Here is a 23627-nt window from a genome sequence, read left to right as displayed (position 1 = left end):
CACCGAACCGAGACCTGCAACGCCCCAGGCCAGGGCGGAAATGGCCATTTCTGTCGCCTCCTGGCGACAGACGGTGACTCAGCGCGCGAGGGCCTGGTGGACCGAGTCCTCGTCGAGGTAGCCCTGGATGGCCATGAGCGCGGCGCCCACCCGGCCGGACAGGTCGGGGGCGTCGCTGACGGTGATCTCCAGCGCGCGGGCCGCCAGCGGCATCGAGCGCCCGTAGACCGCCTCGCGGATGCCGGCCAGCAGCGGCGCGCCGGCCTGCGCCACCCCGCCGGTCATCACGATCCGGTGCGGGTTGAAGAAGTTGACCAGCGCGGCCAGCACCGTGCCGATGGTGCGCCCGGCCCGCCGGACCAGCTCCAGCGCCGGGCCGTCGCCCTGCGCGGCGAGCTCGATGACCTGCCGGGTGCTGGTCACCGGCAGCCCCGCCTCGACGGCGTCGCGCAGCAGCGCCCCACCGCCGGCGAGCGCCTCGAGGCAGTTCTCGTTGCCGCAGCGGCACAGCACGGTGCGGCTGTCCGGCGTCGGCACGTGGATGTGCCCGATGTCGCCGGCACTGCCCTGCGCGCCCCGGTAGACCTCGCCGTCGACGATGACCCCGCAGCCGATGCCGGTGCCGACCTTGACCACGAGCACGTCCTCGGCCGAGCCGCCGACGCCGATCTCCCCGAGCGCCATGACGTTGACGTCGTTGTCGACGAGGACCGGGCAGCCGTAGCGGGCGAACGCGCCGGGGATGTCGTGGTCGTGCCAGCCCGGCATGATCGGCGGGTGCGACGGGCGGCCCGTCGAGAACTCCACCGGCCCCGGCACGCCCACCCCGACGGCGCACACGTCGGCCGGGGTCAGCCCGGCCTCGGCGAGCACCTTCTGGGCCAGCCGGTCCACCTCGGCGAGCACGACGTCGGGGCCGTCGGCGATGTCGATCGGGTGCCCGACGGTGGCGAGGATCTGCGCGGACAGGTCGGTGACCGCGACGTCGACGCTGGTGACCCCGAGGTCGACGGCGAGCACGCAGCCGGCTCCGCTGTTGAACCGCAGCAGGGTCGGGGGACGCCCGCCGGTGCTGCCGCCGCGGCCGCCCTCCTGCAGCAGGCCGGCGGCGATCAGCTGGTCGACGCGGGCGCTGACGGTGTTGCGCGCGGCCCCGGTGAGCGCGACGAGCTCGGCGCGGCTCCGCGCGCGGCCGGTGCGCACGTGGTGCAGCAGTGCGCCGGCCGAGGCGGAGGTGGAGGCCATGAGGTCATGGTGACACGCCGGAGGCGCGTCCCCCCTCCTCCGCGATCGCGGCAGCTCCGAGAACCTGCCGGAGGACGGCGGCGACGGCGTCCGGGTGGGTCTGCACGGTCATGTGCGCGGCCCCGGGCACCTCGACCACCCGTCCCGACGGCGCGGCGGCGGCCACCACGGCGGCCCAGTCGGCGTCGCAGAGCCGGTCCCGGGTGCCGCGGAGCACGGTCACCGGGACGCCGACGCGGCGCAGCCGTGCGTCGATGCGGTCGGGGGCGGCCACCCGCCACAGAGCCCGCATCGGCCGGGGGCCGGTGCGCAGCCACTGCGCCAGGATCAGCGGCCCCTGCCACCAGGGCTCGCGCAGCGCGGTCCGCAGCCACCGGACGGCCAGCCGCGCGGGCCGGCGCAGCCGCGGGTCGGTCGACGGGCCGAGCAGCACGACGCCGGCCACCCGCGGGTCGACGGCGGCCGCGGCCACCACCTGGCAGCCCTGCGAGTGGCCGGCCAGCACGACCGGACCGGGGCCGAGCCGGTCCCGCAGGCGGGCGGCCAGGACGTCGAGCGAGGGCACAGGTGCAGACCGGCCCATCCCGGGTAGGAGCACGACGTCGGCGGGCAACCGCCGGCACAGCCGTGACCACGACCGCCCGTCCAGGCCCAGACCCGGGACGACCACCAGCCGGGGGATGACGACGGGCACCGACCTGGTTGTACCGGGCAGGACCGGACACCGCGAGTGCACCGGCGGAGGGCAGCCGTGACGGGGATCACCCCCGTGACCGGCCCGCCGGGAGACAGCGGAGCCCCTGACGGGAGAGGATCACAGTCATCATGACGACATCACCTGCGCCCACCGCCAGCTCCTCGACCGGCCGGCCGCGGGTGGTGATCATCGGCTCCGGCTTCGGCGGCCTGTTCGCCGCGAAGGCCCTGCGCAACGCCGACGTCGACGTCACCGTGGTCGCCAAGACCGGCCACCACCTCTTCCAGCCGCTGCTCTACCAGGTGGCCACCGGCATCCTCTCCGAGGGCGAGATCGCCCCGGCCACCCGCGAGGTCCTGCGCCACCAGAAGAACGCCAAGGTGGTCCTCGGCGAGGTCGTGGACATCGACGTGGACGCCCGCACGGTCACCTCGACCGTGCTCGGCCGCACCACGATCCACCCCTACGACGAGCTGATCGTCGCCGCGGGTGCGGGGCAGTCGTACTTCGGCAACGACCGGTTCGCCGAGTTCGCCCCCGGCATGAAGAGCATCGACGACGCCCTCGAGCTGCGCGGCCGCATCTTCGGCGCGTTCGAGCTGGCCGAGCTCGCCACCGACCCCGCCGAGGTCGACCGGCTGATGACCTTCGTGGTCGTCGGCGCCGGCCCGACCGGCGTGGAGATGGCCGGCCAGATCGCCGAGCTCGCGCACCGCACGCTGCGCCGCGACTTCCGCAACATCGACCCGCAGCGGGCCCGCATCATCCTGCTCGACGGCGCGCCGCAGGTGCTGCCGCCGTTCGGGCCCAAGCTGGGCGAGAAGGCCCGCCGGCACCTCAACGAGATCGGCGTCGAGGTGCAGCTCGGCGCGCTGGTCACCGACATGGACGCCGACGGCCTGACCGTCAAGGACGCCGACGGCCAGCAGCGCCGCATCTCCGCCGCCACCAAGGTGTGGGCGGCCGGCGTGCAGGCCTCGCCGCTGGGCCGGCTGCTCGGGGACCGGACCGGTGCCGAGGTCGACCGCGCCGGGCGCATCGCCGTCCAGTCGGACCTGACGCTGCCCGGCCACCCCGAGATCCACGTCGTCGGCGACATGGCCAACCACCCCGACAAGTACCCCGGTGTCGCCCAGGTGGCCATCCAGGGCGGGCGCTACGCCGCCGACCAGATCAAGCGGAAGCTCGCCGGCAAGGCGCCGCACGGCCCGTTCCGGTACCGGGACAAGGGCAACATGGCGACCATCTCGCGGTTCTCCGCGGTCGCCGACATCAAGAAGATGAAGTTCGAGGGCTTCATCGCCTGGGTGATCTGGCTGGTGGTGCACCTCTTCTACATCATCGGCTTCAAGAGCCGGGTCACCACGGTGCTGCACTGGATGGTCAGCTTCCTCGGCCGCGGCCGCTCGCAGCGGGTGGCCACCCAGCAGCAGGTCTACGGCCGGCTGGCGCTGGAGAAGCTCGGCCCGGGCTTCGAGGCGTCGAAGACCGGCGGGCCGAAGGACCACCCGGACACCCCGGACGAGGTCAACGGCGAGCAGCAGCACGACTTCGTCGGCCGCCGCACCGCCTAGACGGAGGAGCCCCCCGCCTCGCACGCTCGGCGCGGGCCCCTGCAGCGGGGCCGTCCCTGCACCTCACGTGAGCCAGGTGTCCAGCGCCGCGGTGACCAGGTCCCGGGTCACCGCGTGGCCGCCGTCGAACTCGTCGTAGGTGACGTCGTAGCCGGCGGCGGCCAGTTCCCGGGACACCCGCCGGCCGCAGCGCGCCACCGGCAGCACGCGGTCGCGGGTGCCGTGGGCGATCCAGATGCGCGGCCGCCCGGTGCGGCCGGGCGGGGCGACGAAGCCCGGCGAGAACGCCAGCAGCGCCTCGAACAGGTCGCCGTTGGCCAGCCCGAGCGAGAGCGCGTACGAGCCGCCGTCGGAGAACCCGCCGAGCGCGATGCGCGAGACCGCGAGCCCGGCGGCGACCCGCTCCAGCGCCGCGTCGAGGACCGCCACGTCCCGCCCGAGCCCGCCGGCCAGCAGGTCCCAGGTCGAGGCGACCGAGGAGGTCGCGAGGACGGCGACCCCGCGGGCGGCGGCGACCGCGCCCACCGCGGCCAGCGCCTGGTCCGCCGTCCCGCCCGCGCCGTGGCAGAACACGAGCAGCGGTCGCGGGCCGGGCGGGCCGCCGGGGACGGCGACCAGCGCCTCCGGCCCGCCCAGCTCCAGCGCCGTCACCCCGGGCGGCAGCGGCGGGCCGGCGGGCTGCGGACCCGGCCGGGTGTCGAGGCGGCCGGCGCCGGCCGGGGGCAGCGCCACCCCTCAGCTCCTCCCCGCCGCTCCCTCGCGGACGACCCACTCCGCGACCGCCCGGCGGTCGCCCGTGCGCAGCCAGGTGCTCCGCTGCCGCGCCGCCGACGTACCCCGGCCGAGCAGGTCCTGCACCCGGGCGGTCACCTCGTCCCACTCCTCCGCGCCGGTCAGGTCCTCCTCCAGCTCGGCCAGCAGCCCGGTCACCGCCGTGCGGGCGTCGACCAGCTCCTCGCGCAGCGGGTCGAACAGCGGGCCGGTGAGCCCGGAGCGCGCCGCCCGCCACCGCGCCGCGCGCAGCACCTCCGGCCGCAGCTCCGGCACCGGCTCGCCGCGCTGCGCCCGCCCGGCGAGCACCCGCACCAGCGAGCGGACCAGCGCGGCGTGCAGGACGGTGTCGTCGAGGGTGGTGCAGACGTCGGCCAGCCGGAACTCGATCGTGGGCAGCCGGGCCGAGGGGCGGACGTCCCAGTACAGGTGCGACCCGTCGGCCACCACGCCGGAGGCGACCAGCGCGGCCAGCACCCGGCGGTAGCCGTCGGCGTCGCCGAGCGGCTCGGGCGCGCCCGCGTGCGGGAAGCGGGTCCACCACAGCGTCCGCCAGGACTCGTAGCCGGTGTCGACGCCGTCGTGGAACGGCGAGCTGCCGGTCATCGCGAGCAGCACCGGCAGGTAGGGGCGGGTGCGGTCGAGCACGGCGACGGCGGTGTCGAGGTCGGGGACGCCGACGTGCACGTGGCAGCCGCAGATGTCCTGCTGGCGCGCGAGCCCGGCCCAGCGGTCGACCATCGCCTCGTACCGCTCGCCGGGCGTGACCGGCATGGTGTGCCAGGAGTCCCACGGGTGGGTGGAGGCGGGCAGGAGCAGCAGGCCGTCCCGCTCGGCCGCGGCGGCCGCCTCGGTGCGGGCCGCCACCAGCTCCGCGCGCACCTGCTCCAGCGTGGTGCACACGCCGGTGGCGATCTCCAGCTGCGTGGTGGCGATCTCCGGGTGCACCCGCTCCCCCGCCTCGCCGGCCAGCGCGGCCGCGGAGGCCCGCGGGCCGGGGGTCAGCTCCAGGGTGTCCGGGGAGACGAGGTGGAACTCCTCCTCGACGCCGAGGGTGCGCCCGACCGCACCGCCCTCGGTCTGCAGGCCGTCGGTGCGCACGCCCCTCCTCGGTGCCGGTCCGGACGCCGGGCAGGCCGACGCTACGGCCGCCGCGGCCCCGCCGCACCTGCTGACCGGCACGCTCGTGCTCTGCACACCCACGTGTGCAGAGCACGAAGGAGCCGCCGCAGGTGCCGCCGTGGACGCTCGTGCTCTGCCCACACCAGTGGGCAGAGCACGAGCGCGCGCAGGATGCCCCCGCGCCGTTCACCGTGGGCGCAACGGAGGGGGTGGCAGCGCGGTCCGGCGAGGCGTCCACTGGTCGGTGCAACGCTGTAATCACGACCGGAGGTGGACCGTGGCCCGACCCGACACCGACGCGGCCCTGGACGCCTACTCCCAGGTGGTCACCGCGGTCGCCGCCGACCTCACCCCGCACGTCGCCGCGCTGCAGGTGACCGCGCCCGACGGCCGCGGCGGCGGCGCCGGCTCGGCGGTCGTCGTCCCCGGCGACGGGCTGATGCTCACCAACGCGCACGTCGTCGGCCGGGCGCGCAGCGGGCGCGCGGTGTTCGGCGACGGCACCGAGACCCCGGTCGAGGTCGTGGGGACCGACCCGCTGTCCGACCTCGCCGTCGTCCGGGCGACCGCCGGCGCGCCCGAGCCCGCCGAGCTCGGCGACGCCGCGCAGCTGCGGGTGGGCCAGCTCGTCGTCGCCGTCGGCAACCCGCTCGGGCTGGCCGGGTCGGTGACCGCCGGGGTGGTCAGCGGCCTGGGCCGCTCGCTGCCCACCCGCGAGGGGCGCACCGCCCGGGTGGTCGAGGACGTCATCCAGACCGACGCCGCGCTCAACCCCGGCAACTCCGGCGGCGCGCTCGCCGACTCGGCCAGCCGGGTGGTCGGCATCAACACCGCCGTCGCCGGGTGGGGCCTGGGGCTGGCCGTGCCGGTCAACGCCACCACCCGCCGCATCGTCGACGCGCTGGTCCGCGACGGGCGGGTGCGCCGCGCCTACCTGGGCCTGGTCAGCAGCCCCGCGCCGCTGCCGGCCCCGCTGGCCGAGCGCACCGGCCGGCGCCGCGGGCTGCGGGTGGTCGACGTCGTCCCGGGGTCGCCGGCCGACCGGGCCGGGCTGCGCGCCGGCGACCTGGTGCTGGAGGCCGGGCGGGCGCCGGTGGCCGAGGCGCAGAGCCTGCAGCGGCTGCTGTTCGCCGAGGCGATCGGCCGGCCGCTGCCGGTCACCGTGTACCGCCTGGGGGCGATGGTCGACGTGATCGCGGTGCCCACCGAGCTCACCGGCTGACCTCCCCCTGCTCCCTCCCTCCGAGGGGGACGGCCGTCGTCGCGCTCAGGACCGGCGCGATGGGTGACGATGTCGTCCGCGACGGAGGGAGGAACCGTGCACGGTGACCGCAGGAGCGGGCTCGGCCTGCTCGCGCTGCTGTACGGCTGCGCCGCCGTCCTGTGTGCCGCCGGTGCGCTGTGGCCGATGCACCCCCACACGCCGGTCGTCCTGCTGACGGCGCTCGCGGCCGTGGGCGGGCTCGGCTCCGCGGCGCTGTGGCACGGGCGCGACCGCGCGCCGATGGGCGCCGTGCACGCCGCCCTCGCGCTGCTGTCCCTGCTCACCGCGCTGCTCGCCTGGCGCTCGGTCACCGCGGTCGGCGTCGTCGGCCTCGGCCCGGTCGTGGTCGCGCTCGGGGTCCTCGCCGGCCACGTCCTCCCGCCCGCGCAGGCGCGGCTGCACGTCGCCGGCGGGGTCGCCGTCGTCACCGCCGGCGCGCTCGCCGCGGCGCCGGACGGGTTCCTCTCCGCCTGGCTGGCCGCCGTCGCCACGGCCGCGGTGCTCACCGAGGCGCAGATCCGGCAGTCGGGGGCGCTGCGCCGCGCGGCCGGCACCGACCCGCTGACCGGCGTGGCCAACCGCCGCGCCTGGGAGGCCGGGTCCGCCCGGCTGCTCGCCCACGCGCAGCGCACCGGGGAGCCGCTGACCGTCGTCGTCCTCGACCTCGACGGGTTCAAGACCGTCAACGACACCGAGGGCCACTCCGCCGGCGACGCGCTGCTGCGCTCCCTCGCCTCGGCCTGGAGCCGGGAGCTGCGCCGCTCCGACCTGCTCGGCCGCCTCGGCGGGGACGAGTTCGCGCTCTGCCTGCCCGGCACCGGCACCGACCGCGCCGCCGAGCTGCTGGACCGGCTGCACGCCGTCTCCCGCGGGGCGTGGTCGGCCGGAGCGGCCGGGGCCCGGCCCGGCGAGGACCTGGCCGCGACGCTGGCCCGCGCCGACGCCGCGCTGTACCAGGAGAAGCGCACCCGCCACTCGGCCGCCGGCTGACCTCCCGCGTCGGCGCCGCGCCCCTCGGTGCCGACGCGCCAGGACCCCGCGTCCACACCCGGGTGGCGGGCGCCCCGACGGCGCCGCCGGTGCCACCCTGGGCCCGCCCGGCGACCGGCCGCGCGCGCCGCCCCGGGCACGAGGGGGCGGCCATGGCCTCGGTGGTGGTCTGCGGCGGCGGCATGGTGGGGCTGTGCGCCGCGATGATGCTCGCGGCCGACGGGCACGACGTCACCGTCCTCGAGGCCGACCCCGACGGCGCCCCGACCACGCCCGCCGAGGCGTGGGAGTCCTGGCGGCGGACCGGCGTCGCGCAGTTCCGGCAGCCGCACAACCTCTTCGCCCGGTTCCGCGCGGTCGCCGACGACGAGCTGCCGGGCCTCACCGACCGGCTGCTGGCCGCCGGCTGCGTGTGGGTCGACTACACGGCGCTGCTGCCGCGGGGGATCGCCGACCGCGCGCCCCGGGAGGCCGACGAGCGGCTGCGCTTCGTCACCGGGCGCCGTCCGGTGGTGGAGTCCACCGTGGCGGCCGCCGCCGAGGACACCCCGCGGCTCACCGTGCGCCGCGGCGTGCAGGTGGCCGGCCTCCTGCCGGGGACGTCCGCGGCCGACGGCGTCCCGCACGCGGCCGGGGTGCGGACGACGGCGGGCGAGGAGCTGCGGGCGGACCTCGTCGTCGACGCGACCGGCCGGCGCACCCGCTCGGCCCAGTGGCTCGCCGGTCTCGGCGCCCGGCCACCGCAGGAGCACGCGCAGGCCTCGGGCTTCGTCTACTACACGCGCTTCCTCACCGGTCCCGACCGGCCGGTGCGCCGCGGTCCCGGGCTCATGCCGCTGGGCAGCGTCTCGCTGCTCACCCTCGACGGCGACAACGACACGTGGTCGGTCACCGTGTTCGGGCAGACCGGCGACCGGCCGCTGCGCGAGCTGCGCGACCCCGCCGTGTTCGACCGGGTGGTGGCCGAGTGCCCGCTGCAGGCGCACTGGCTGGACGGGCGGCCGCTGGGCGGGGTCGCCGCGATGGCCGGCGGCCTGGACCGCAGCCGCCGCTTCACCGTCGACGGCCGGCCGGTGGTGACCGGCTTCGCCGCCGTCGGGGACGCGTGGGCGTGCACCAACCCGTCGGCCGGCCGCGGCCTGTCGATCGGCATCGCGCACGCCGCGCTGCTGCGTGCCGCGGTCGCGCAGCACCTGGACCGGCCCGCCGACCTCGCCGCGGCGTTCGACGCGGCCACCGAGCGGCGGGTCGGGCCGCTGGTCACCGACCAGCTGGCCGAGGACCGCTCCCGGCTGGCCCAGATGGACGCCGCCCGGCGCGGGGAGCCCGAGCCGCCGCTGTACCCGGAACTCGCGGCCTTGACCGGGGTCGCGATGCAGGACGCCGACGTGTTCCGGGCGATGCTCGAGTACCGGCTGTGCATGGCGCCGCTGGCCGACCTGCTGGCCGTGCCGCTGGTCCGCGAGCGGGTGGCCGCCGCGGTGCCCGGCCCGCCCCGCCCGTTCCCCGGCCCCCACCGCGCCCGGCTGCTGGAGCTGCTGGCCACCTAGGGACGGCGCCAGTCGTCGCCGGTCAGGTGGGAGCCGGCCATCGGGCCCATCTGCAGCATGCCACCGTCGACGGCGTAGGAGGAGCCGGTCACGTAGGAGGCCTGCGGGGAGGCGAGGAAGGCGACGACGGCGGCCACCTCGTGCGCGTCCCCGGGCCGGCCGGCCGGGACACCGGGGCGCCCGTGGCCGGGCGCGGTCGGGTCCTCGTCCTCCTGGCCGGTCATCGCGGTGGCGATCTCCCCCGGCGCGACGGCGTTGACGGTGATGCCGTGCTCGGCCAGCTCGAGCGCGGCGACCCGGGTGAGCAGGCCGAGCCCGCCCTTGGCCGCGCAGTAGGCCGCGGCGCCGACCCGCGGCTGGTGCTCGTGCACGCTGGTGACGTTCACGATCCGCCCGCCCCGCCCGGCGGCCACCATCCGCCGGGCTGCGCGCTGGAGGCAGAGGAACGCCGCGTCGAGGTCGGTGGCCAGCACCTCGCGCCAGGTCTCCCAGTCGGTGTCCAGGACCAGCGTGGAGTGGCCGGTGCCGGCGTCGTTGACCAGGACGTCGATGCCGCCGAGGGCCTCGGCCAGGTCGTCGACGACGGCGGCGGCCTGCGGCAGCTGCGTGAGGTCGACGTGCCGCACCTCTGCCCGGCGCCCGCGGGCCCGCACCTCGTCCGCGGTGCCCCGCGCGTGCGCCTCGTCGCGGTACCAGGTGATGCCGACGTCGCAGCCCTGCTCGGCGAGCGCGACCGCGACCGCCCGCCCGATGCCCGACTCCGACCCGGTGACGACCGCGACGCGGCCCGCTGACTCCGTCATCCCCCCATGCTGGGGGCGGGGTCGGGGGCCCGCGACGCGGCGGCGGTGCGCCGGTCAGGCCTCCAGCGGCGCCTGCTCCAGCTCCGTGACGCGGGCGGCGGCGCGGTCGCGGTCGGCCGCCGCCCGCCGCGCCGCCCGGTCGGCCGCCGCCGCCCGCCGCCCGGTGCGGGCGGCCTCGGCCCCGGCCGCCTCCGCGTCCGCGCGCACGCGCTCGAGCTCGGCCTCCAGCTCTCTGGCCCGGGCGGCGAGCTCCTCCTGCCGGCGGGTGGCCCGCCCGGCCCGCTCGTGCGCGGCCCAGGCGGCCGCCTCCGCCTCCGCGGCGTCCCGCTCGGCCGCCTCGGCCTCCTCGCGGGCGGCGGCCAGCTCCCGGTCCCGCCGCTCCTGCGCGGCCCGCCGCCGCTCCTCCGCCGCGCGCCGGGCGGCGTCCTCCGGGGGCCGTGCGGCCGCCGGCGGGGTGCGCCCGGTCCGCGGGGGCACCACCCGCAGGTCCGGGCGGGTGCCGAAGCCGGGCCCGAGGCCGCGGGAGGACAGCGGCGCGGTCAGCCGGCCGCCCAGCAGCGCCTCCCCCGCGTCCGGGTCGGCCAGCGCGGCCCGCAGCGTCTCCTCCACCTGGTCGGCGACGGCGTCGCTGAGCGGGGTGCCGCGGCCCGCGGCCACCACCCGGGCCCGGCGGGTGAGCGCGGCCAGCAGCCGGGAGCGCTGGGTGCCCAGCTGCCGCAGCTCGTCGCCGGCCAGGGTCTGCTGGGCCTCGCGCAGCAGGTCGCCGAGCTCCACGAGGCCGGCGATCTCGTCGGGCTGCTCGCGCACCAGGACGTTGCACGCCCACGCCGCGGTCGAGGGCCGGCCGAGCGCGCCGATCTCCCGGGCCAGCGCCCGGTCCCCGGCGGCCCGGGCGCGGCGGGCGGCCTCGGTGCGGGCGGCGACGAACTGCCCGGGCGGCACCGCGTAGAGCTCCTCGGCGACCTCGTCGAGGTCCACGGCGCCTCCTCCCGGCTCGCACGGTCGCCGCCGACCCTGCCACGGGAAGAGCGGACCGGCCGGGGGACGTTGCCGCCCGCGTCGCGCGGGTGGTCGACTCCCGGCGACGGGCGCTACGAGAGGGGGACCGTGATGACGACGTGCGGGCACCTGGACCAGATCCGCGACGTGTCGCCGGACTCGGAGGGCTGCGGCGACTGCCTGGCCATCGGCAGCCGGTGGGTGCACCTGCGGATGTGCCTGACCTGCGGGCACGTGGCCTGCTGCGACTCCTCCCCCAACCGGCACGCCACCGCGCACGCCGGCGCCACCGGTCACCCGATCGTCCGGTCGGTCGAGCCGGGTGAGTCCTGGCGGTGGTGCTACCCCGACCAGGCGCTGGTGTGATGGAACTGCCCCTCGTCGGCCTGCTCGCCGGCTCCTTCGCGGTCAGCGCGCTGGCCCGGCGGCTGGGGGTCTCCCCGCCGCTGCTGCTGGTCCTGGTCGGGCTCGCGGTGTCCTTCCTGCCGGGCGTCCCCGACTACGCGCTGGACCCGCACCTGATCCTCACGCTGGTCCTGCCGCCGCTGCTGTACTCCGCCGCGCTGGACAGCTCCTACCTGCGGCTGCGCGCCAACCTCCGCCCCATCGGCATGCTCGCGGTCGGGGCGGTGCTGCTCACCACGGTCGCCGTCGGGCTGGCCGCGTGGTGGCTGGTGCCGGGCCTGCCCCTGGTCTCGGCGCTGGTGCTCGGCGCCGTCGTCGCCCCGCCGGACGCGGTCGCGGCCACGTCGGTCGGCCGCCGGCTGGGCCTGCCGCGGAAGGTCATGACCATCCTGGGCGGCGAGAGCCTGGTCAACGACGCCACCGCGCTCACCGTCTACCGGGTCGCCGTCGCGGTCGCCGCGGGCGCCGGCTACGGCATCGCCGAGGGCGTGGGCGTGTTCGTCCTCGCCGCGGCCGGCGGCGCCGCGATCGGCTGGGCGCTGGGCTGGCTGGTGCACCGCATCCGCCGGCTGCTGCGCGACGGCGTGCTGGAGAGCGCGCTCGGCCTGCTCGTCCCGTTCATCGGCTTCACCGTCGCCGAGGAGGTGCACGCCTCGGGCGTCCTCGCGGTGGTCCTCGCCGGCCTCTACCTCGGGCACCGCTCCCCCGCGGCGCACCCGGTCGCCCGGCTGCAGGACCGCGCGGTGTGGCAGGCGGCCGACACCGTCCTCGAGGCGACGGTCTTCGCGCTGATCGGGCTGCAGCTGCGCGCGGTGGTCGCCGGCGTCGGGCCGTCGGTGGGCACGCTGACGGCGGTCGGCCTGTTCCTCGTGCTCGTCGCGCTGGCCGCCCGGGTCGCGTTCGTCTTCCCCACCACCTACCTGCGGCCGCTGGCCCGCCGCCGCCCGGGCTGGACCCCGCCGCCGTGGACCTACCCCGCCGTCATCTCCTGGGCGGGGATGCGTGGCGTGGTCTCCCTCGCCGCGGCGGCCGGCATCCCGCTGACCACGCTGTCGGGCGCGCCCTTCCCCGGGCGCGACGAGATCGTCTACCTGACCTTCGTGGTCACCGTGGGCACCCTGCTGCTGCACGGGCTGACGCTGCCGGCGGTGATCCGGCGGCTGGGCGTGCAGGGCTCCGAGGAGGCCAGCGACGCCCTCGCCGAGGCTCAGGCGCAGAACGACGCCGGCCGGGCCGCCGTGGCCCGGCTCGACAGCCTCGACGACGGCGACCCGCTGCACGCCGCCACCGTCGCCGAGCTGCGGCAGCGGATGGAGGCGCGCACCAACGCGGCGTGGGAGCGGCTCGGCGGCCCGGTCGCCGGCGGCGGCGAGACGCCGAGCGCGGTGTACCGGCGGATGCGCCGGGCGATGCTCGAGGCCGAGCGCGAGGTGTTCGTCCGGTACCGCGACCAGCGGCGCATCGACGACGAGGTGTTCCGGCGGGTGCAGCACGAGATGGACCTGGAGGAGGTCACCCTGCTCCGCGAGTGACCCTCCGTGTGGAGCAGATCACGTGATCTGTTCCACTCCGCTCCGTGGCGCCACCCCGGCGCCGGGAACGGAGAGAGCCCGACGATGACGTCCACTCCCCTCCGGCGGTCCCGCTGGACCGTCGCCCTCCTCGGCGCCGCGCTCGCGGCCGCCGTCGTCCCCGGGACCGCCGCGGCGGCGCCCGCCGGCGGCGACGGCGGCCGGCTGCCGATCGTGTTCGTGCACGGCAGCAGCGGCTCGGCCGCGCAGTTCCAGAGCCAGTTCCAGCGGTTCACCAGCAACGGCTGGGACCAGGACCTGCTGTTCGCCTACGAGTACGACACCAGCGGCCCCGACAACACCGCCGCGATCGCCGGGCTCGGACCGTTCGTCGACGCCGTGCTCGAGGAGACCGGCGCCGACCAGGTGCTGCTCGCCGCGCACTCGCGGGGCACCACGGTCAGCCACGCCTACCTGGCCGACCCGGCGCACGCGGCGGAGGTGGCGCGGTACGTCAACCTCGACGGCCGCTCGTCGGCCACGCCGCCCGGCGGGGTCCCGACCCTGGCGGTCTGGGGCGAGTGGAACTCCCCGCCGGCCCCGCGGCGCGGGTCGGTCGGCGCCATCGGCGGGGCGGAGAACCTCTACGACCCGGACCAGGGGCACACCGAGACGGCGTCGTCGGCGCGCACCTTCGCGGCCGTGTACCGGTTCTTCACCGGGTCGGCCCCGCACACGACCGACGTGCTGCCCGAGCCGCCCGGCCAGGTCACCGTGGCCGGCCGCGCGGTGCTGTTCCCGCAGAACCAGGGCTACGCGGGCGCGACCCTGCACCGTGGCAGCTCGACCCGGCGACCGGGCAGCGGGTCGGCGCCCGGCCGCAGGAGAGCTGGGTGCTCGACGCGACCGGCGACTTCGGGCCGGTGCGGGTCAACGGGCAGAAGACCTACGAGTTCGCGCTGACCCGCGAGGACGGCTCGGTGCACCACTTCTTCCAGTCGCCGTTCACCCGGGACGACCACTTCGTCCGGCTCAACAGCTCGCGGCCGGGCACCAGCCTGGAGGCCTACGTCGCCGCCTCTCCGCAGCAGACCAACCTGTCGCTGATCCGGGCGCGGGAGATCTGGGGCGACCAGGGCGCGGACTCGGACTCGATCACCGTCGACGTCCTCGGGGACGCGGTGGCGCCGCTGCAGGTGTCCACGCCGACGACGACCCCGCGCACCGGCCCGGCCGGACAGGCCACCGGTGAGGTCAACGCGCTCCACCTGTTCGACGTCGGCCGGCGGATCCCGACTGCGACGAGGCCCCCGTTCCACGCGCCCGGCGACCGGGTCACCGACCTGGAGGAGGGCGACCTGTTCCCGTTCAGCACGCTGACGTTCCTCAACGCGGCCGACGTGTTCCTCCCGGCGTCCGACGGCGCGGGCACGGTCCGCATCGAGGTCCGGCCGCGCGGCGGCGGCGAGCCGCAGGTGCTCAACGTGCCGGCGTTCTCGTCGGTCCGCGACCGGGTGTCGGTGACCCTGCGCGACTCGACCCAGGCGGCCCACGCCTTCCCGGGCCGGTGAGTGCGGCCAGCCGCTCCTCACGGGCGGCGCGCAGCAGGCCCGGCAGCCGGGGGTCGGCGAGGACGGCGGGGTCGCGGACGGCGACCTTGCGGAACGACTTCCCGGTGCCCTCGAGCAGCCCGCCGTCGAGGCCGGCGTCGGCCAGCGCCGCGCCGCGGTTGAGGCCGAGGTTGAGGTGCCGGTCGTAGACGTCGAGGTAGGCGTAGTGCTCGGAGTTCTTCCGCGGGCCCACGCCGTAGCCGACGGTGCGCTGGTGCGGCCACACCACCCGCACGACGCCGGGGTCGGCCTCCCGGACGAGGGCGTCCGCGGCGCGCACGAGGTCGGCGGTGGCGGGCGGCAGGCCGGCGAGCAGGAGGTCCCACGGGTCGTCGTCCATCCCGGCCATCCTGCCCCGGCCCGGGCCTAGGCTGGCCGCAGCCGTCCCCCGGAGGTCCCCGTGCTGCTGCGTCTGCTCGGTCTGCTGCTGGTCGTCTGGCTGGTCGTGACGATCGTCGGCTGGGTCGTCGAGGGCCTGTTCTGGCTGGTCCTCGTCGGCCTGGTGCTGCTGCTCGTCACCGCCGCCCTCGGTATGCGGGAGCGCACCCGCCGCTGATCCCCGGGCCGGGGCCCCGGTGCACCGCCCCGCACCCCGGAGGTCCGGGGGTGCAGGGGCGGGCCGGGCCGCTCAGTGCGCGGCGGCCACCGCGGCCGGCCGGCGCAGCCGCAGGCCGACGGCGGCGACGACGCTGACCCCGCCCAGCAGGGCGAGCGCGGCGCCGAGGCCGCCGAGGGCCCCGCTGAGCGCGAGGACGACGAGCGGGCAGACGAACTGCCCGACGAACAGCGCCGAGGTCCACACGCCGGTCGCCCGGCCGCGCTGCTCGAAGCTCAGCGAGCCCAGCGCCCAGGAGAGCATCGCGGGCAGCAGCAGCCCGTTGCCCAGGCCGGTCACCACCGCCGCGACGACGACGGCCGGGACGGCGTCGGCGAACCCGAGGCCGAGCAGCCCGACGCCCGACAGCGCGAATGCGGCCGGCACCGTCACCGCCGGGCCGAGCGCGGCCAGCCGGCCGAAGGAGAACGCGCCGACCGCGGTGCCCAGCGAGCTGATCGCGCTGACCGCGCCGATGGTGCCGGTGGCGGTCACGCCGATCGCGTCGAGCTTGAACGACAGCTCGACGATGAGCACGTAGAACACCAGCCCGCCGAGCAGGGTCACCCCGACCGGCGCGGCCAGCCGGGCCCAGGGCAGCGCGGGCAGCCTCTCCGAGCGGGCGGCCGGGGTGGGCTGCCAGACGAACCGCGCCGCCGCGACGGCCAGCGGCAGGCTGACGGCGTAGAGCCAGAACGGCGTCCGCCACGAGTGCGACCCGAGCGCGCCGCCGAGGGCGAAGAACAGCGTGGCGGCGACCGTGGTGAACACGACCTGCAGGCCGAAGTAGCGCTCCCGCCGCGGGCCCGAGAAGTAGTCGGCGAGCAGGGTGGTGCAGCAGGTCATGATCGCCGCCTCGGTGAGGCCGACCAGCACCCGGCTGACCACGATGAGCTGCAGCGAGTCCAGCCACAACGGCGCGGTGCCGACGACGGCGTAGGCGACCAGCGCGCCGACCAGCAGCCGCTTGCGGCCGACCCGGTCGACGATGCGGCCGGCGACCATCGCGGTCAGGCCGATGACCAGCGCCGGCGCGGTGAGCACGACCGGGGTGAGCGTCTCGACGCCCGGGGTGCCGGCGAAGGCGTCCTGGATGCGCGGCAGCACCGGGGCCAGCAGCACCGAGCCGAGCACCCCCAGGCAGCTCGACAGCAGCAGGACGAGGGCCTGCGCGCGGCCGGCGGGGCGGCCGGTGGCGGGGTCGACGGCCACCTCGTCGCTGAGGGGTTCGGCGTCGCGGACTGACACGGGCGTCTCCGGGGAGGACGGGCGCCGGTCCGGTGACCGGCGTCACTGGACGGCGAGTGTCGGCACCGCCCGCCCGGAGCGGAAATCACTTCTCCCGGGGTGCGGTATCAGCCAGGTCGATGCCCTCCCGCGCACCGGGCGAGACGGCGCGCTCCGCGGCGCGGGAGACGACGTCGCGCAGGTACCGGTGCTCCGGGTCGTCGTCGTAGACCGGGTGCCACCACATCGCCTCCACCAGCGGGCCGGCCGCGAACGGCGGCGGCAGCGCGCGGATCCCCGAGCCGAGCGGCAGCAGGTCGACCAGCCGGCGCTGCAGCAGCGCGATCCGGTCGCTGCCCGCGACGAGCGCGGGGACGGTCAGGAAGCTCTCGTTGACCACCTGCACCCGCGGCTCGATGCCGAGCTGGCGCATCTGCCGCGCGGCCGGCGTGGACGCCGTCTGGCCGTGGTAGGTGGCCACCCACGGCAGCTGCTCGAGGTCCGCGACGGTCAGCCCCCGCCCGGCCACGGGGTTGTCCGCGGCGACCACGCACACCCACTCGTCGCGGTAGAGGTCGCGGTGGGACAGGTCGGAGACGAACCCGTGCGGAAGCAGCATGAGGTCGGTGGTCAGCAGTGCCTGGTGGGCGCTGTCGACGATCGCCGGCGAGTGCGGGGTCAGCCGCAGCCGGGTGTGCGGCGCCTCCTCGGCGAGCAGCGCGGCGATGGTGTCGCCCAGCACGACGACCACGTAGTCGCTCACCAGGACCGAGAACTCGCGGGTCGACGACGCCGGGTCGAAGCCGGGCTGGGCGGTGAACACCCGCTCGACGCCGGTGAGCGCCACCCGCACCAGCTCGCGCAGCTGCACGGCCAGCGGCGTGAGCCGGTACTCGTTGCCGGCCCGGGTGAGCAGCTCGTCGCCGAAGTGGCGGCGCAGCCGGGCCAGCGACGCCGACAGCGCCGGCTGCGAGAGCCCCATCTGCGCCGCGGCCCGGGTGACGCTGCGCTGCTGGAGGAGGGCGTCGAGGGACACGAGCAGGTTGAGGTCCAGGCTCGCGAGGTTCACGGGGCCGACGGTATCGGCGCCGTCTATGACCCCCATCAGACATCTCGTCTTCCCTCCCCCGCCCGGGGTGACGGACCGTGGTCCGCGTCACGACGAAGGAGACGCGACCGTGCCCGACCGCACCTGGCTGGACCCCGCCGACCTCGACCGCACCGACCCCGAGGGGGCGATCGCGGCGGCGGCGAAGCGGTGCTCGAACTGGGGCCGCTGGGGCGCCGACGACGTGCTCGGCACGCTGAACTTCCTCACCGAGGACAAGCGGCGCGAGGGCGCGGCGCTGGTGCGGCGGGGCGTGAGCTTCTCGCTGTCGCAGCGGTTCGACGCCGACGGCCCGCAGAAGGGCTGGCGCCGGCGGACCAACCCGGTGCACACCATGCTCGACACCGGCACCGACGCCGAGCGCGGCGTGCAGGGCTTCCCGCACGGCATCGGCGGCGCTGATGACGTGATCGCGATGCCGCTGCAGGCTTCCACCCAGTGGGACGGCCTGGGCCACATCTTCGACCGCGGCAACGCCTGGAACGGCCGCCGCGCGGGCGACGTCGTCACCAGCCTCGGCGACGCCGTCACCGGCATCGAGACCGTCGCCGACCGGATCGCCGGCCGCGGCGTGCTGCTCGACGTCGGCCGGGCGCTGGGCACCGACGGGGAGCTGCCCGACGGGTTCGCCATCACCCCCGACCACCTCGGGGCGACCATCGCCGCGCAGGGCGGGTCCGCCCGGGTCGGCCGCGGGGACCTGCTGCTGGTCCGCACCGGCCAGCTCACCCGCGCCCGCCGCTCGGTCGCCGCCGGGCAGGGGTGGGGCGACTACGCCGGCGGCCCCGCGCCCGGCCTGTCGTTCACCACCGCCGACTGGCTGCACGCCACCGAGATCGCCGGCGTCGCCACCGACACCTGGGGCTTCGAGGTGCGGCCCAACGAGTTCGACGTCGCCTTCCAGCCACTGCACCAGGTGTGTATCCCGAACACGGGTCTGTTCCTCGGCGAGCTGTGGGACCTCGACGCGCTCGCGGCCGACTGCGCCGCCGACGGCGTCTGGGAGTTCTTCCTCGCCGCCGCCCCCCTGCCCGTGACCGGCGCCGTGGGCGCCCCGGTCAACCCGATCGCCGTCAAGTAGGAGACCCGATGCCCGCCGTCAGCACCGTCCTGGTGGTCGGGGCCGGCCTCGCCGGCGCCGCCACCGCCATCCGCCTGGCCGAGGCCGGCGTCGCCGTCGACCTGGTCGAGATCAAGCCGGAGGTGACCGCGCTCGGCTCCGGCATCACGCTGCAGGGCAACGCGCTGCGCGAGCTGCGCACCCTCGGCGTCTGGGAGCGGGTGTCCGCCGCCGGGTACGCCTTCGACGTCACCGGCATCCGGGCGCCCGACCCGGCCGGCACCGTCGTCGCGGAGATCCCCGACGCGCGGACGGGCGGCCCGGACCTGCCCGCCGTCATGGGGATGTCGCGCCCCGAGCTGGCGCGCATCCTCACCGACCGCGCCGCGGAGGTCGGCGTCAAAGTCCGCTTCGGGACGACGCACACCGAGCTGCGCCAGGACGCCACCGGCGTCGACGTCGCCTTCGCCGACGGCTCGACCGGCCGCTACGACCTCGTCGTCGGCGCGGACGGCCTGCGCTCCTGGACCCGCCGGGCGCTCGGCATCGAGCTGGAGACCAGGCCGGTCGGCATGGGCATCTGGCGGGCGTTCGGCCCGCGCCCGGCCAGCGTGACCCGCACCGACCTCTACTACGGCGGGCCGTCGTTCATCGCCGGCTACTGCCCGACCGGCGAGGACTCGCTCTACGCCTACATCGTGGAGCCGGCGCAGGACCGCTCCACGCTGACGCCCGAGGAGCAGCTGGCCACCATGCACGAGCTCGCCGCGGCCTACCACGGGCCGTGGGACGACGTCCGGGAGACGCTCACCGACCCGTCCCGGGTGAACTACACCTGGTTCGAGACGCACGTGCTGCCCGCCCCGTGGAACCGCGGCCGGGTGGTGCTCGTCGGCGACGCCGCGCACACCTGCCCGCCCACCATCGCCCAGGGCGGCGCGCAGGCACTCGAGGACGCCTACGCGCTCACCGACCTGCTGCTCACCCGGTCCGCGCTCGACCAGGACCTGTGGGACGCCTTCACCGCCCGCCGCTTCGACCGCGCGAAGACCGTCGTCGACGCCTCCAACCAGCTCGCCCAGTGGCAGCTCGACCACGTGCAGGGCGACATCCCGGGCCTCATGCGCTCGATCGCCCAGCTCGTCGCCCAGCCCGCGTAACCAGGAGAACGACCATGACCCAGCGCCTGATCACCCACCTGCGGCACGTCGACCTGGCCGTGCCCGACTTCGCCAAGCAGCTCGACTTCTTCTCCGGCACCTGGGGGCTCAGGGCCGAGCACACCGACTCCGGCCTGGCCTTCCTCGCCGCCGAGGGCAGCCCGGAGCAGTACGTCGTGCGGCTGCGCGAGGCCACCGACAAGCGGATCGACCTGATCTCCTTCGGCGCGAAGGACCGGGCCGACGTCGACACCCTGGCCGGCAACCTGGCCCGCGACGGCGTGCGGCTGGTGCACGAGCCGACCGACCTGCAGACCCCCGGCGGCGGCTACGGCTTCCGGTTCTTCGACAACGAGGGCCGCACCATCGAGGTCAGCTCCGACGTCGCCGTGCGGCAGCACCGCGCGATCGAGGAGGGCGAGTCGATCCCGGTGCGGCTGTCCCACGTGGTGATCAACTCCGCCGACCCCGAGGGCACGCTGGCCTTCTACGAGAAGCACCTGGCGTTCTCGCTGTCGGACACCCTGATGCACCCGCGGATGGGCAACATGATGTGGTTCATGCGGACCAACGCCTGGCACCACTCGATGGCGATCGCCCGCGGCCCGCACGCCTCGCTGCACCACGCGTCGTTCGAGCTGCGCGGCCTCGACGAGTACATGCGCGGCACCGGCCGGCTGCTGCGCCAGGGCGTGGAGAAGATCTGGGGCCCCGGCCGCCACCTGGCCGGCAACAACACCTTCTCCTACTTCCTCGACCCGCACGGCAACACCGTCGAGTACACGACCGAGCTCGAGGTCCTCGACGAGGACACCTGGCACCCGCACGTCTACGACTTCAGCAACCCCGAGGTCAGCGACCAGTGGGGCACCGCGAACGCGATGAACGAGTTCGTCGCGAAGAAGTCGTTCAACGACCCCGACAAGGGTCTGTTCGTCGCTCCCCCGGTCTGATGCGGTTCGCCACCTGGGAGGACGGCGGGGTCGTCTCCGCCGGGGTCGTGGGCGAGCACGGGCTGCACGCCCTGCCGCCGGGTGTCACGGTCCTCGACCTCGTGCGCGCCGGGCTGCCCGCGGCGCTCGACGCCGGGCTGGCGGCGTTGTCGGCGCCGCCCGTCCCGCTGTCGGAGGTGCGCCTGCTGCCGCCGCTGCAGGCGCCGACGGTACGCGACTTCGTCGCGTTCGAGGAGCACGTCGAGGGCGTGCGCAAGGCCATCGACGGCGTCGCCGGCGTGGTCGACGAGTGGTACCAGGCCCCGACGTTCTACTTCACCAACCCCTACGCGCTCGTCGGCGCGCACGACGACGTCGCGGTGCCGCCGGGCTCGCAGCGGTTCGACTTCGAACTCGAGGTCGCCGTGGTGGTCGGGGCTGTGGACGGCTCCGCCGGTGCCTCGCTGACGCCCGAGCAGGCCCGCGAGCACGTCTTCGGCTACACGGTGCTCAACGACTGGTCCGCCCGCGACCTGCAGGCCCGCGAGATGAGGGTCAACCTCGGCCCGTCCAAGGGCAAGGACTCCGCCACCACGCTCGGCCCGTGGCTGGTCACCACCGACGAGCTGGAGCCGTACCGGGACGACGAGGGCTTCCTGGCACTGGACATGCGGGTGTCGGTCAACGGCGCCGAGGTCGGCCAGGACCTCCTGTCCAACATGGGCTGGCCGTTCGAGGAGCTCATCGCCTACGCCTCCCGCGGCACGGAGGTCCGCGCCGGGGACGTGCTCGGCTCGGGCACCTGCGGCAACGGCGGCTGCCTGGCCGAGCTCTGGGGCCGGCGCGGCGACGCCGCTCCCCCGCCGCTGCGTCCCGGCGACGTCGTGGAGATGACCGTCGAGGGCATCGGCACCATCCGCAACCGCGTCGTCGAGGGCGTCGACCTGCCGCCGGTCCGCGCCGCCCGGCCGCGGCCGCGCACCCGCAAGCGCCCGGCGTGAGCCTCGCGGGGCGGGTCGTCGTGGTGACCGGCGCGGCCCAGGGGCAGGGCGCGGCGGAGGCCCGGCTGCTGGCCGCCGAGGGCGCGACCGTCGTCGCCACCGACGTGCAGGACGCCCCCGCCGAGGACCTCGGCGGGGCGGCCTACCGGCGGCTCGACGTCACCGACGCCCCCGGCTGGACCGCGCTCGCCGACGACCTCCGCGCCGCACACGGCCGCGTGCACGGGCTGGTCGCCAACGCCGGGATCACCTGGCGGGCGCGCCTGGCCGACCTCGACCCCGCCGACCTCGCCCGGGTGTCGGAGGTCAACGTCACCGGCACGCTGCTGGGCATCCAGGCGCTCACCCCGCTCATGACCGACGGCGGCTCGGTGGTCGTCGTCGGCTCGGTGGCCGCCCTGACCGGTCACTTCCCGGTCGCCTACACGGCGTCGAAGTGGGCGCTGCGCGGGCTGGCGAAGGCCGCCTGCCTGGAGCTCGGCCCGCGCGGCATCCGGGTCAACACGATCCACCCCGGCTACGTCGAGACGCCGATGACCGCCTCGGCGGCGCCGGCGTTCCGCGCCGCCAACGTCGCCGAGACCCCGCTCGGCCGCACCGGCACCGTCGACGAGGTGGCGCCGCTGGTCGCCTTCCTGCTCGGCGACGGCGCCTCCTTCATCACCGGCGCCGAGATCCCCGTCGACGGCGGGATGACCGCCCACGGCGGCGTGAAGTCGATCAGCGACGCGATGACTGCCGCGGCGCATCCCGCTACCTGAGAGGAACCACCGTGTTCGAGTACTTCCCCACCGGCCCCTACACCTGGAACCTCGGCGTCGTCGCCACGCTGAACTCCGGCGGGCTGATCGACGAGGTCGACCGCGCCTGCCGGCCGATCAAGGACGCCGCGAACGCCGGCGAGGACGCCGGGACGCCGGACTTCCTGCGCGCCTGGACCGCGCTGACCGACCAGCTCGTCGGCCAGGCCGAGGCGGCCGAGAAGGCCGGGCACCTGCGCACCGCCGGGCAGCTGTGGTTCCGCGCCAGCAACTACCTCGCGCAGGCCGAGCGGATGCTCGCCCACTCCGACCCCAACCGGGTGCCCACCTACCGGCGGATGCTGGAGATCGCGCAGGAGGCGTTCGACACCCACAGCCCGCGCGTCTCCCGCGTCGCGATCCCCTACGAGGGCACGACGCTGCCGGCCTACTTCAGCCAGGCGCCGGCCGCCGACGACGGCCCCGTCCCGGTGATGGTGCTGGTCAACGGGCTGGACTCCACCAAGGAGCACATGTACTCGTCGAACCACTGGGAGGAGCTCGCCGCGCGCGGCATCTCCTGCCTGATGCTCGACCAGCCCGGCACCGGCGAGGCGCTGCGCCTGCAGGGGCTCACCGCCCGCGTCGACACCGAGGTCTGGGCCGGCGCCGCCGTCGACTGGCTCGAGCAGCGTCCCGACGTCGACGCCGCGCGGATCGGCATCGTCGGCTGGTCGCTGGGCGGCTACTACGCCCCGCGGGCCGCCGCCTTCGAGCCGCGGTTCGCCCTGTGCGTGGCGTGGGGCGCCAACCACGACTGGGGCGCGGTGCAGCGGCGCCGCCGGCAGCGCGAGGGCGAGCGGCCGGTGCCGCACTACTGGGAGCACGTGTTGTGGGTGTGGGGCGTCGACGGCGACGAGGACCACCTCGACGCGTTCCTCGACTTCGCCGACCAGGTCACCCTCGAGGGCGTCGTCGAGCGGATCCGGGTGCCGTTCCTCGTCGCGCACGGCGCCAACGACCGGCAGATCCCGCTGGAGATGGCGCACCGCTCCTACGACCAGGCGGTCAACTCGCCCAAGCGGGAGCTGCGGGTGTTCACGCCCGAGGAGGGCGCGACCGAGCACATCGGCCTGGACCACCTGCCGTTCGTGAGCACCTTCATCGCCGACTGGGTCGCCGACACCTTCGCCGAGCTGGGGGCGCGGCCGGCCTGACCCCGCCGGGTGTCGACCTGCTGCCTCCGGGGCGCCGGGACAGCAG

At 76.2% G+C, this 23627-nt stretch carries 24 protein-coding genes; 15 read left to right on the top strand and 9 right to left on the bottom strand.

Features of this window, described 5'->3' with window-relative positions:
- Positions 1-78: 78 nt before the first annotated feature.
- Both ACI8AA_RS16270 and ACI8AA_RS16265 read right to left on the bottom strand, forming a co-directional pair.
- Positions 79-1245 carry an ROK family protein gene (locus ACI8AA_RS16270; protein WP_457045442.1) on the bottom strand — a complete coding sequence of 389 codons (1167 nt, stop codon included), beginning with the start codon at positions 1243-1245 and terminating at the stop codon, positions 79-81.
- Positions 1246-1249: 4 nt separating this feature from the next.
- Positions 1250-1939, bottom strand: coding sequence for an alpha/beta fold hydrolase (locus tag ACI8AA_RS16265; protein WP_457045441.1), 690 nt, complete (start codon positions 1937-1939; stop codon positions 1250-1252).
- A gap of 131 nt (positions 1940-2070) precedes the next feature.
- Between ACI8AA_RS16265 and ACI8AA_RS16260 the strand changes: the two genes are divergently transcribed.
- Entirely contained in the window at positions 2071-3516 is a 1446-nt protein-coding gene (locus tag ACI8AA_RS16260; RefSeq protein WP_457045440.1) for an NAD(P)/FAD-dependent oxidoreductase, read from the top strand.
- Positions 3517-3579: 63 nt separating this feature from the next.
- On the opposite strand, the gene ACI8AA_RS16255 is transcribed toward ACI8AA_RS16260, so the two are convergent.
- Positions 3580-4248 (bottom strand): alpha/beta hydrolase, encoded by a 669-nt coding sequence (locus ACI8AA_RS16255; protein ID WP_457045439.1) that lies wholly within the window; start codon positions 4246-4248, stop codon positions 3580-3582.
- Between the two features lie 3 nt (positions 4249-4251).
- A complete protein-coding gene (locus tag ACI8AA_RS16250) occupies positions 4252-5388 on the bottom strand; it encodes a carboxylate-amine ligase (protein ID WP_457045438.1) in 1137 nt (378 codons plus the stop codon).
- Positions 5389-5686: 298 nt separating this feature from the next.
- On the opposite strand from ACI8AA_RS16250, the gene ACI8AA_RS16245 reads away from it, so the two are divergent.
- From ACI8AA_RS16245 to ACI8AA_RS16235, 3 genes are all read left to right on the top strand, one after another.
- A complete protein-coding gene (locus ACI8AA_RS16245; protein WP_457045437.1) occupies positions 5687-6631 on the top strand; it encodes a S1C family serine protease in 945 nt (314 codons plus the stop codon).
- Positions 6632-6727: 96 nt separating this feature from the next.
- Entirely contained in the window at positions 6728-7663 is a 936-nt protein-coding gene (locus ACI8AA_RS16240) for a GGDEF domain-containing protein (RefSeq protein ID WP_457045436.1), read from the top strand.
- A gap of 152 nt (positions 7664-7815) precedes the next feature.
- A complete protein-coding gene (locus ACI8AA_RS16235) occupies positions 7816-9213 on the top strand; it encodes an NAD(P)/FAD-dependent oxidoreductase (RefSeq protein WP_457045435.1) in 1398 nt (465 codons plus the stop codon).
- Here the strand turns inward: ACI8AA_RS16235 and ACI8AA_RS16230 are convergent.
- On the bottom strand, positions 9210-10016 hold the full coding sequence (locus ACI8AA_RS16230; protein ID WP_457045434.1) for an SDR family oxidoreductase: 807 nt from the start codon (positions 10014-10016) through the stop codon (positions 9210-9212). The genes ACI8AA_RS16235 and ACI8AA_RS16230 overlap by 4 nt on opposite strands.
- A gap of 54 nt (positions 10017-10070) precedes the next feature.
- A complete protein-coding gene (locus ACI8AA_RS16225; RefSeq protein ID WP_457045433.1) occupies positions 10071-10994 on the bottom strand; it encodes a hypothetical protein in 924 nt (307 codons plus the stop codon).
- Between the two features lie 132 nt (positions 10995-11126).
- Between ACI8AA_RS16225 and ACI8AA_RS16220 the strand changes: the two genes are divergently transcribed.
- From ACI8AA_RS16220 to ACI8AA_RS16205, 4 genes are all read left to right on the top strand, one after another.
- Positions 11127-11381: a UBP-type zinc finger domain-containing protein gene (locus ACI8AA_RS16220; protein ID WP_457045432.1), complete on the top strand. Its 255-nt coding sequence runs from the start codon at positions 11127-11129 to the stop codon at positions 11379-11381.
- Positions 11381-12952, top strand: coding sequence for a Na+/H+ antiporter (locus ACI8AA_RS16215; protein ID WP_457045431.1), 1572 nt, complete (start codon positions 11381-11383; stop codon positions 12950-12952). The genes ACI8AA_RS16220 and ACI8AA_RS16215 overlap by 1 nt, the downstream gene beginning before the upstream one ends.
- An 84-nt stretch (positions 12953-13036) precedes the next feature.
- Positions 13037-13894: an esterase/lipase family protein gene (locus ACI8AA_RS16210; RefSeq protein ID WP_457045430.1), complete on the top strand. Its 858-nt coding sequence runs from the start codon at positions 13037-13039 to the stop codon at positions 13892-13894.
- Positions 13825-14502, top strand: a complete 678-nt coding sequence (locus ACI8AA_RS16205) for a hypothetical protein (protein ID WP_457045429.1) — start codon at positions 13825-13827, stop codon at positions 14500-14502. Before ACI8AA_RS16210 ends, ACI8AA_RS16205 begins: the two co-directional genes overlap by 70 nt.
- Here ACI8AA_RS16205 and ACI8AA_RS16200 read toward each other — a convergent pair.
- Positions 14411-14881, bottom strand: coding sequence for a hypothetical protein (locus ACI8AA_RS16200; protein ID WP_457045428.1), 471 nt, complete (start codon positions 14879-14881; stop codon positions 14411-14413). The genes ACI8AA_RS16205 and ACI8AA_RS16200 overlap by 92 nt on opposite strands.
- Positions 14882-14941: 60 nt before the next feature.
- On the opposite strand from ACI8AA_RS16200, the gene ACI8AA_RS16195 reads away from it, so the two are divergent.
- On the top strand, positions 14942-15097 hold the full coding sequence (locus ACI8AA_RS16195) for a hypothetical protein (protein WP_457045427.1): 156 nt from the start codon (positions 14942-14944) through the stop codon (positions 15095-15097).
- Between the two features lie 72 nt (positions 15098-15169).
- Here the strand turns inward: ACI8AA_RS16195 and ACI8AA_RS16190 are convergent, their stop codons facing one another.
- Entirely contained in the window at positions 15170-16384 is a 1215-nt protein-coding gene (locus ACI8AA_RS16190; protein ID WP_457045426.1) for an MFS transporter, read from the bottom strand.
- 85 nt (positions 16385-16469) lie between these two features.
- Positions 16470-17432 carry a LysR family transcriptional regulator gene (locus tag ACI8AA_RS16185; protein ID WP_457045425.1) on the bottom strand — a complete coding sequence of 321 codons (963 nt, stop codon included), beginning with the start codon at positions 17430-17432 and terminating at the stop codon, positions 16470-16472.
- 109 nt (positions 17433-17541) lie between these two features.
- Here ACI8AA_RS16185 and ACI8AA_RS16180 point away from each other — a divergent pair, with 109 nt between their 5' ends.
- The 6 genes from ACI8AA_RS16180 to ACI8AA_RS16155 are packed head-to-tail and all read left to right on the top strand — an operon-like array spanning position 17542 to position 23581.
- Complete coding sequence (locus ACI8AA_RS16180) at positions 17542-18552, top strand: cyclase family protein (RefSeq protein WP_457045424.1); 1011 nt, start codon at positions 17542-17544, stop codon at positions 18550-18552.
- A gap of 8 nt (positions 18553-18560) precedes the next feature.
- Positions 18561-19691: an FAD-dependent oxidoreductase gene (locus tag ACI8AA_RS16175; protein WP_457045423.1), complete on the top strand. Its 1131-nt coding sequence runs from the start codon at positions 18561-18563 to the stop codon at positions 19689-19691.
- 14 nt (positions 19692-19705) lie between these two features.
- Positions 19706-20644, top strand: coding sequence for a VOC family protein (locus tag ACI8AA_RS16170; protein WP_457045422.1), 939 nt, complete (start codon positions 19706-19708; stop codon positions 20642-20644).
- Positions 20644-21624 carry a fumarylacetoacetate hydrolase family protein gene (locus ACI8AA_RS16165; RefSeq protein WP_457045421.1) on the top strand — a complete coding sequence of 327 codons (981 nt, stop codon included), beginning with the start codon at positions 20644-20646 and terminating at the stop codon, positions 21622-21624. Before ACI8AA_RS16170 ends, ACI8AA_RS16165 begins: the two co-directional genes overlap by 1 nt.
- Positions 21621-22385 carry an SDR family NAD(P)-dependent oxidoreductase gene (locus ACI8AA_RS16160; protein WP_457045420.1) on the top strand — a complete coding sequence of 255 codons (765 nt, stop codon included), beginning with the start codon at positions 21621-21623 and terminating at the stop codon, positions 22383-22385. The genes ACI8AA_RS16165 and ACI8AA_RS16160 overlap by 4 nt, the downstream gene beginning before the upstream one ends.
- Positions 22386-22396: 11 nt before the next feature.
- The gene (locus ACI8AA_RS16155; protein WP_457045419.1) at positions 22397-23581 is read left to right on the top strand and encodes an alpha/beta hydrolase family protein; all 1185 of its coding nucleotides are present in this window, start codon (positions 22397-22399) and stop codon (positions 23579-23581) included.
- The last annotated feature ends 46 nt before the right edge of the window (positions 23582-23627 follow it).

Source organism: Geodermatophilus sp. SYSU D01180, from assembly GCF_054050415.1.
This window is presented reverse-complemented; position numbering and strand designations above follow the sequence as displayed.

Coding starts and splice junctions, on each gene's coding strand:
- ACI8AA_RS16270 (WP_457045442.1), bottom strand. CDS start 1,245: ATGGCCTCCACCTCCGCCTCGGCCGGCGCACTGCTGCACCACGTGCGC.
- ACI8AA_RS16235 (WP_457045435.1), top strand. CDS start 7,816: ATGGCCTCGGTGGTGGTCTGCGGCGGCGGCATGGTGGGGCTGTGCGCC.
- ACI8AA_RS16170 (WP_457045422.1), top strand. CDS start 19,706: ATGACCCAGCGCCTGATCACCCACCTGCGGCACGTCGACCTGGCCGTG.
- ACI8AA_RS16215 (WP_457045431.1), top strand. CDS start 11,381: ATGGAACTGCCCCTCGTCGGCCTGCTCGCCGGCTCCTTCGCGGTCAGC.
- ACI8AA_RS16230 (WP_457045434.1), bottom strand. CDS start 10,016: ATGACGGAGTCAGCGGGCCGCGTCGCGGTCGTCACCGGGTCGGAGTCG.
- ACI8AA_RS16200 (WP_457045428.1), bottom strand. CDS start 14,881: ATGGACGACGACCCGTGGGACCTCCTGCTCGCCGGCCTGCCGCCCGCC.
- ACI8AA_RS16220 (WP_457045432.1), top strand. CDS start 11,127: ATGACGACGTGCGGGCACCTGGACCAGATCCGCGACGTGTCGCCGGAC.
- ACI8AA_RS16175 (WP_457045423.1), top strand. CDS start 18,561: ATGCCCGCCGTCAGCACCGTCCTGGTGGTCGGGGCCGGCCTCGCCGGC.
- ACI8AA_RS16165 (WP_457045421.1), top strand. CDS start 20,644: ATGCGGTTCGCCACCTGGGAGGACGGCGGGGTCGTCTCCGCCGGGGTC.
- ACI8AA_RS16210 (WP_457045430.1), top strand. CDS start 13,037: ATGACGTCCACTCCCCTCCGGCGGTCCCGCTGGACCGTCGCCCTCCTC.
- ACI8AA_RS16260 (WP_457045440.1), top strand. CDS start 2,071: ATGACGACATCACCTGCGCCCACCGCCAGCTCCTCGACCGGCCGGCCG.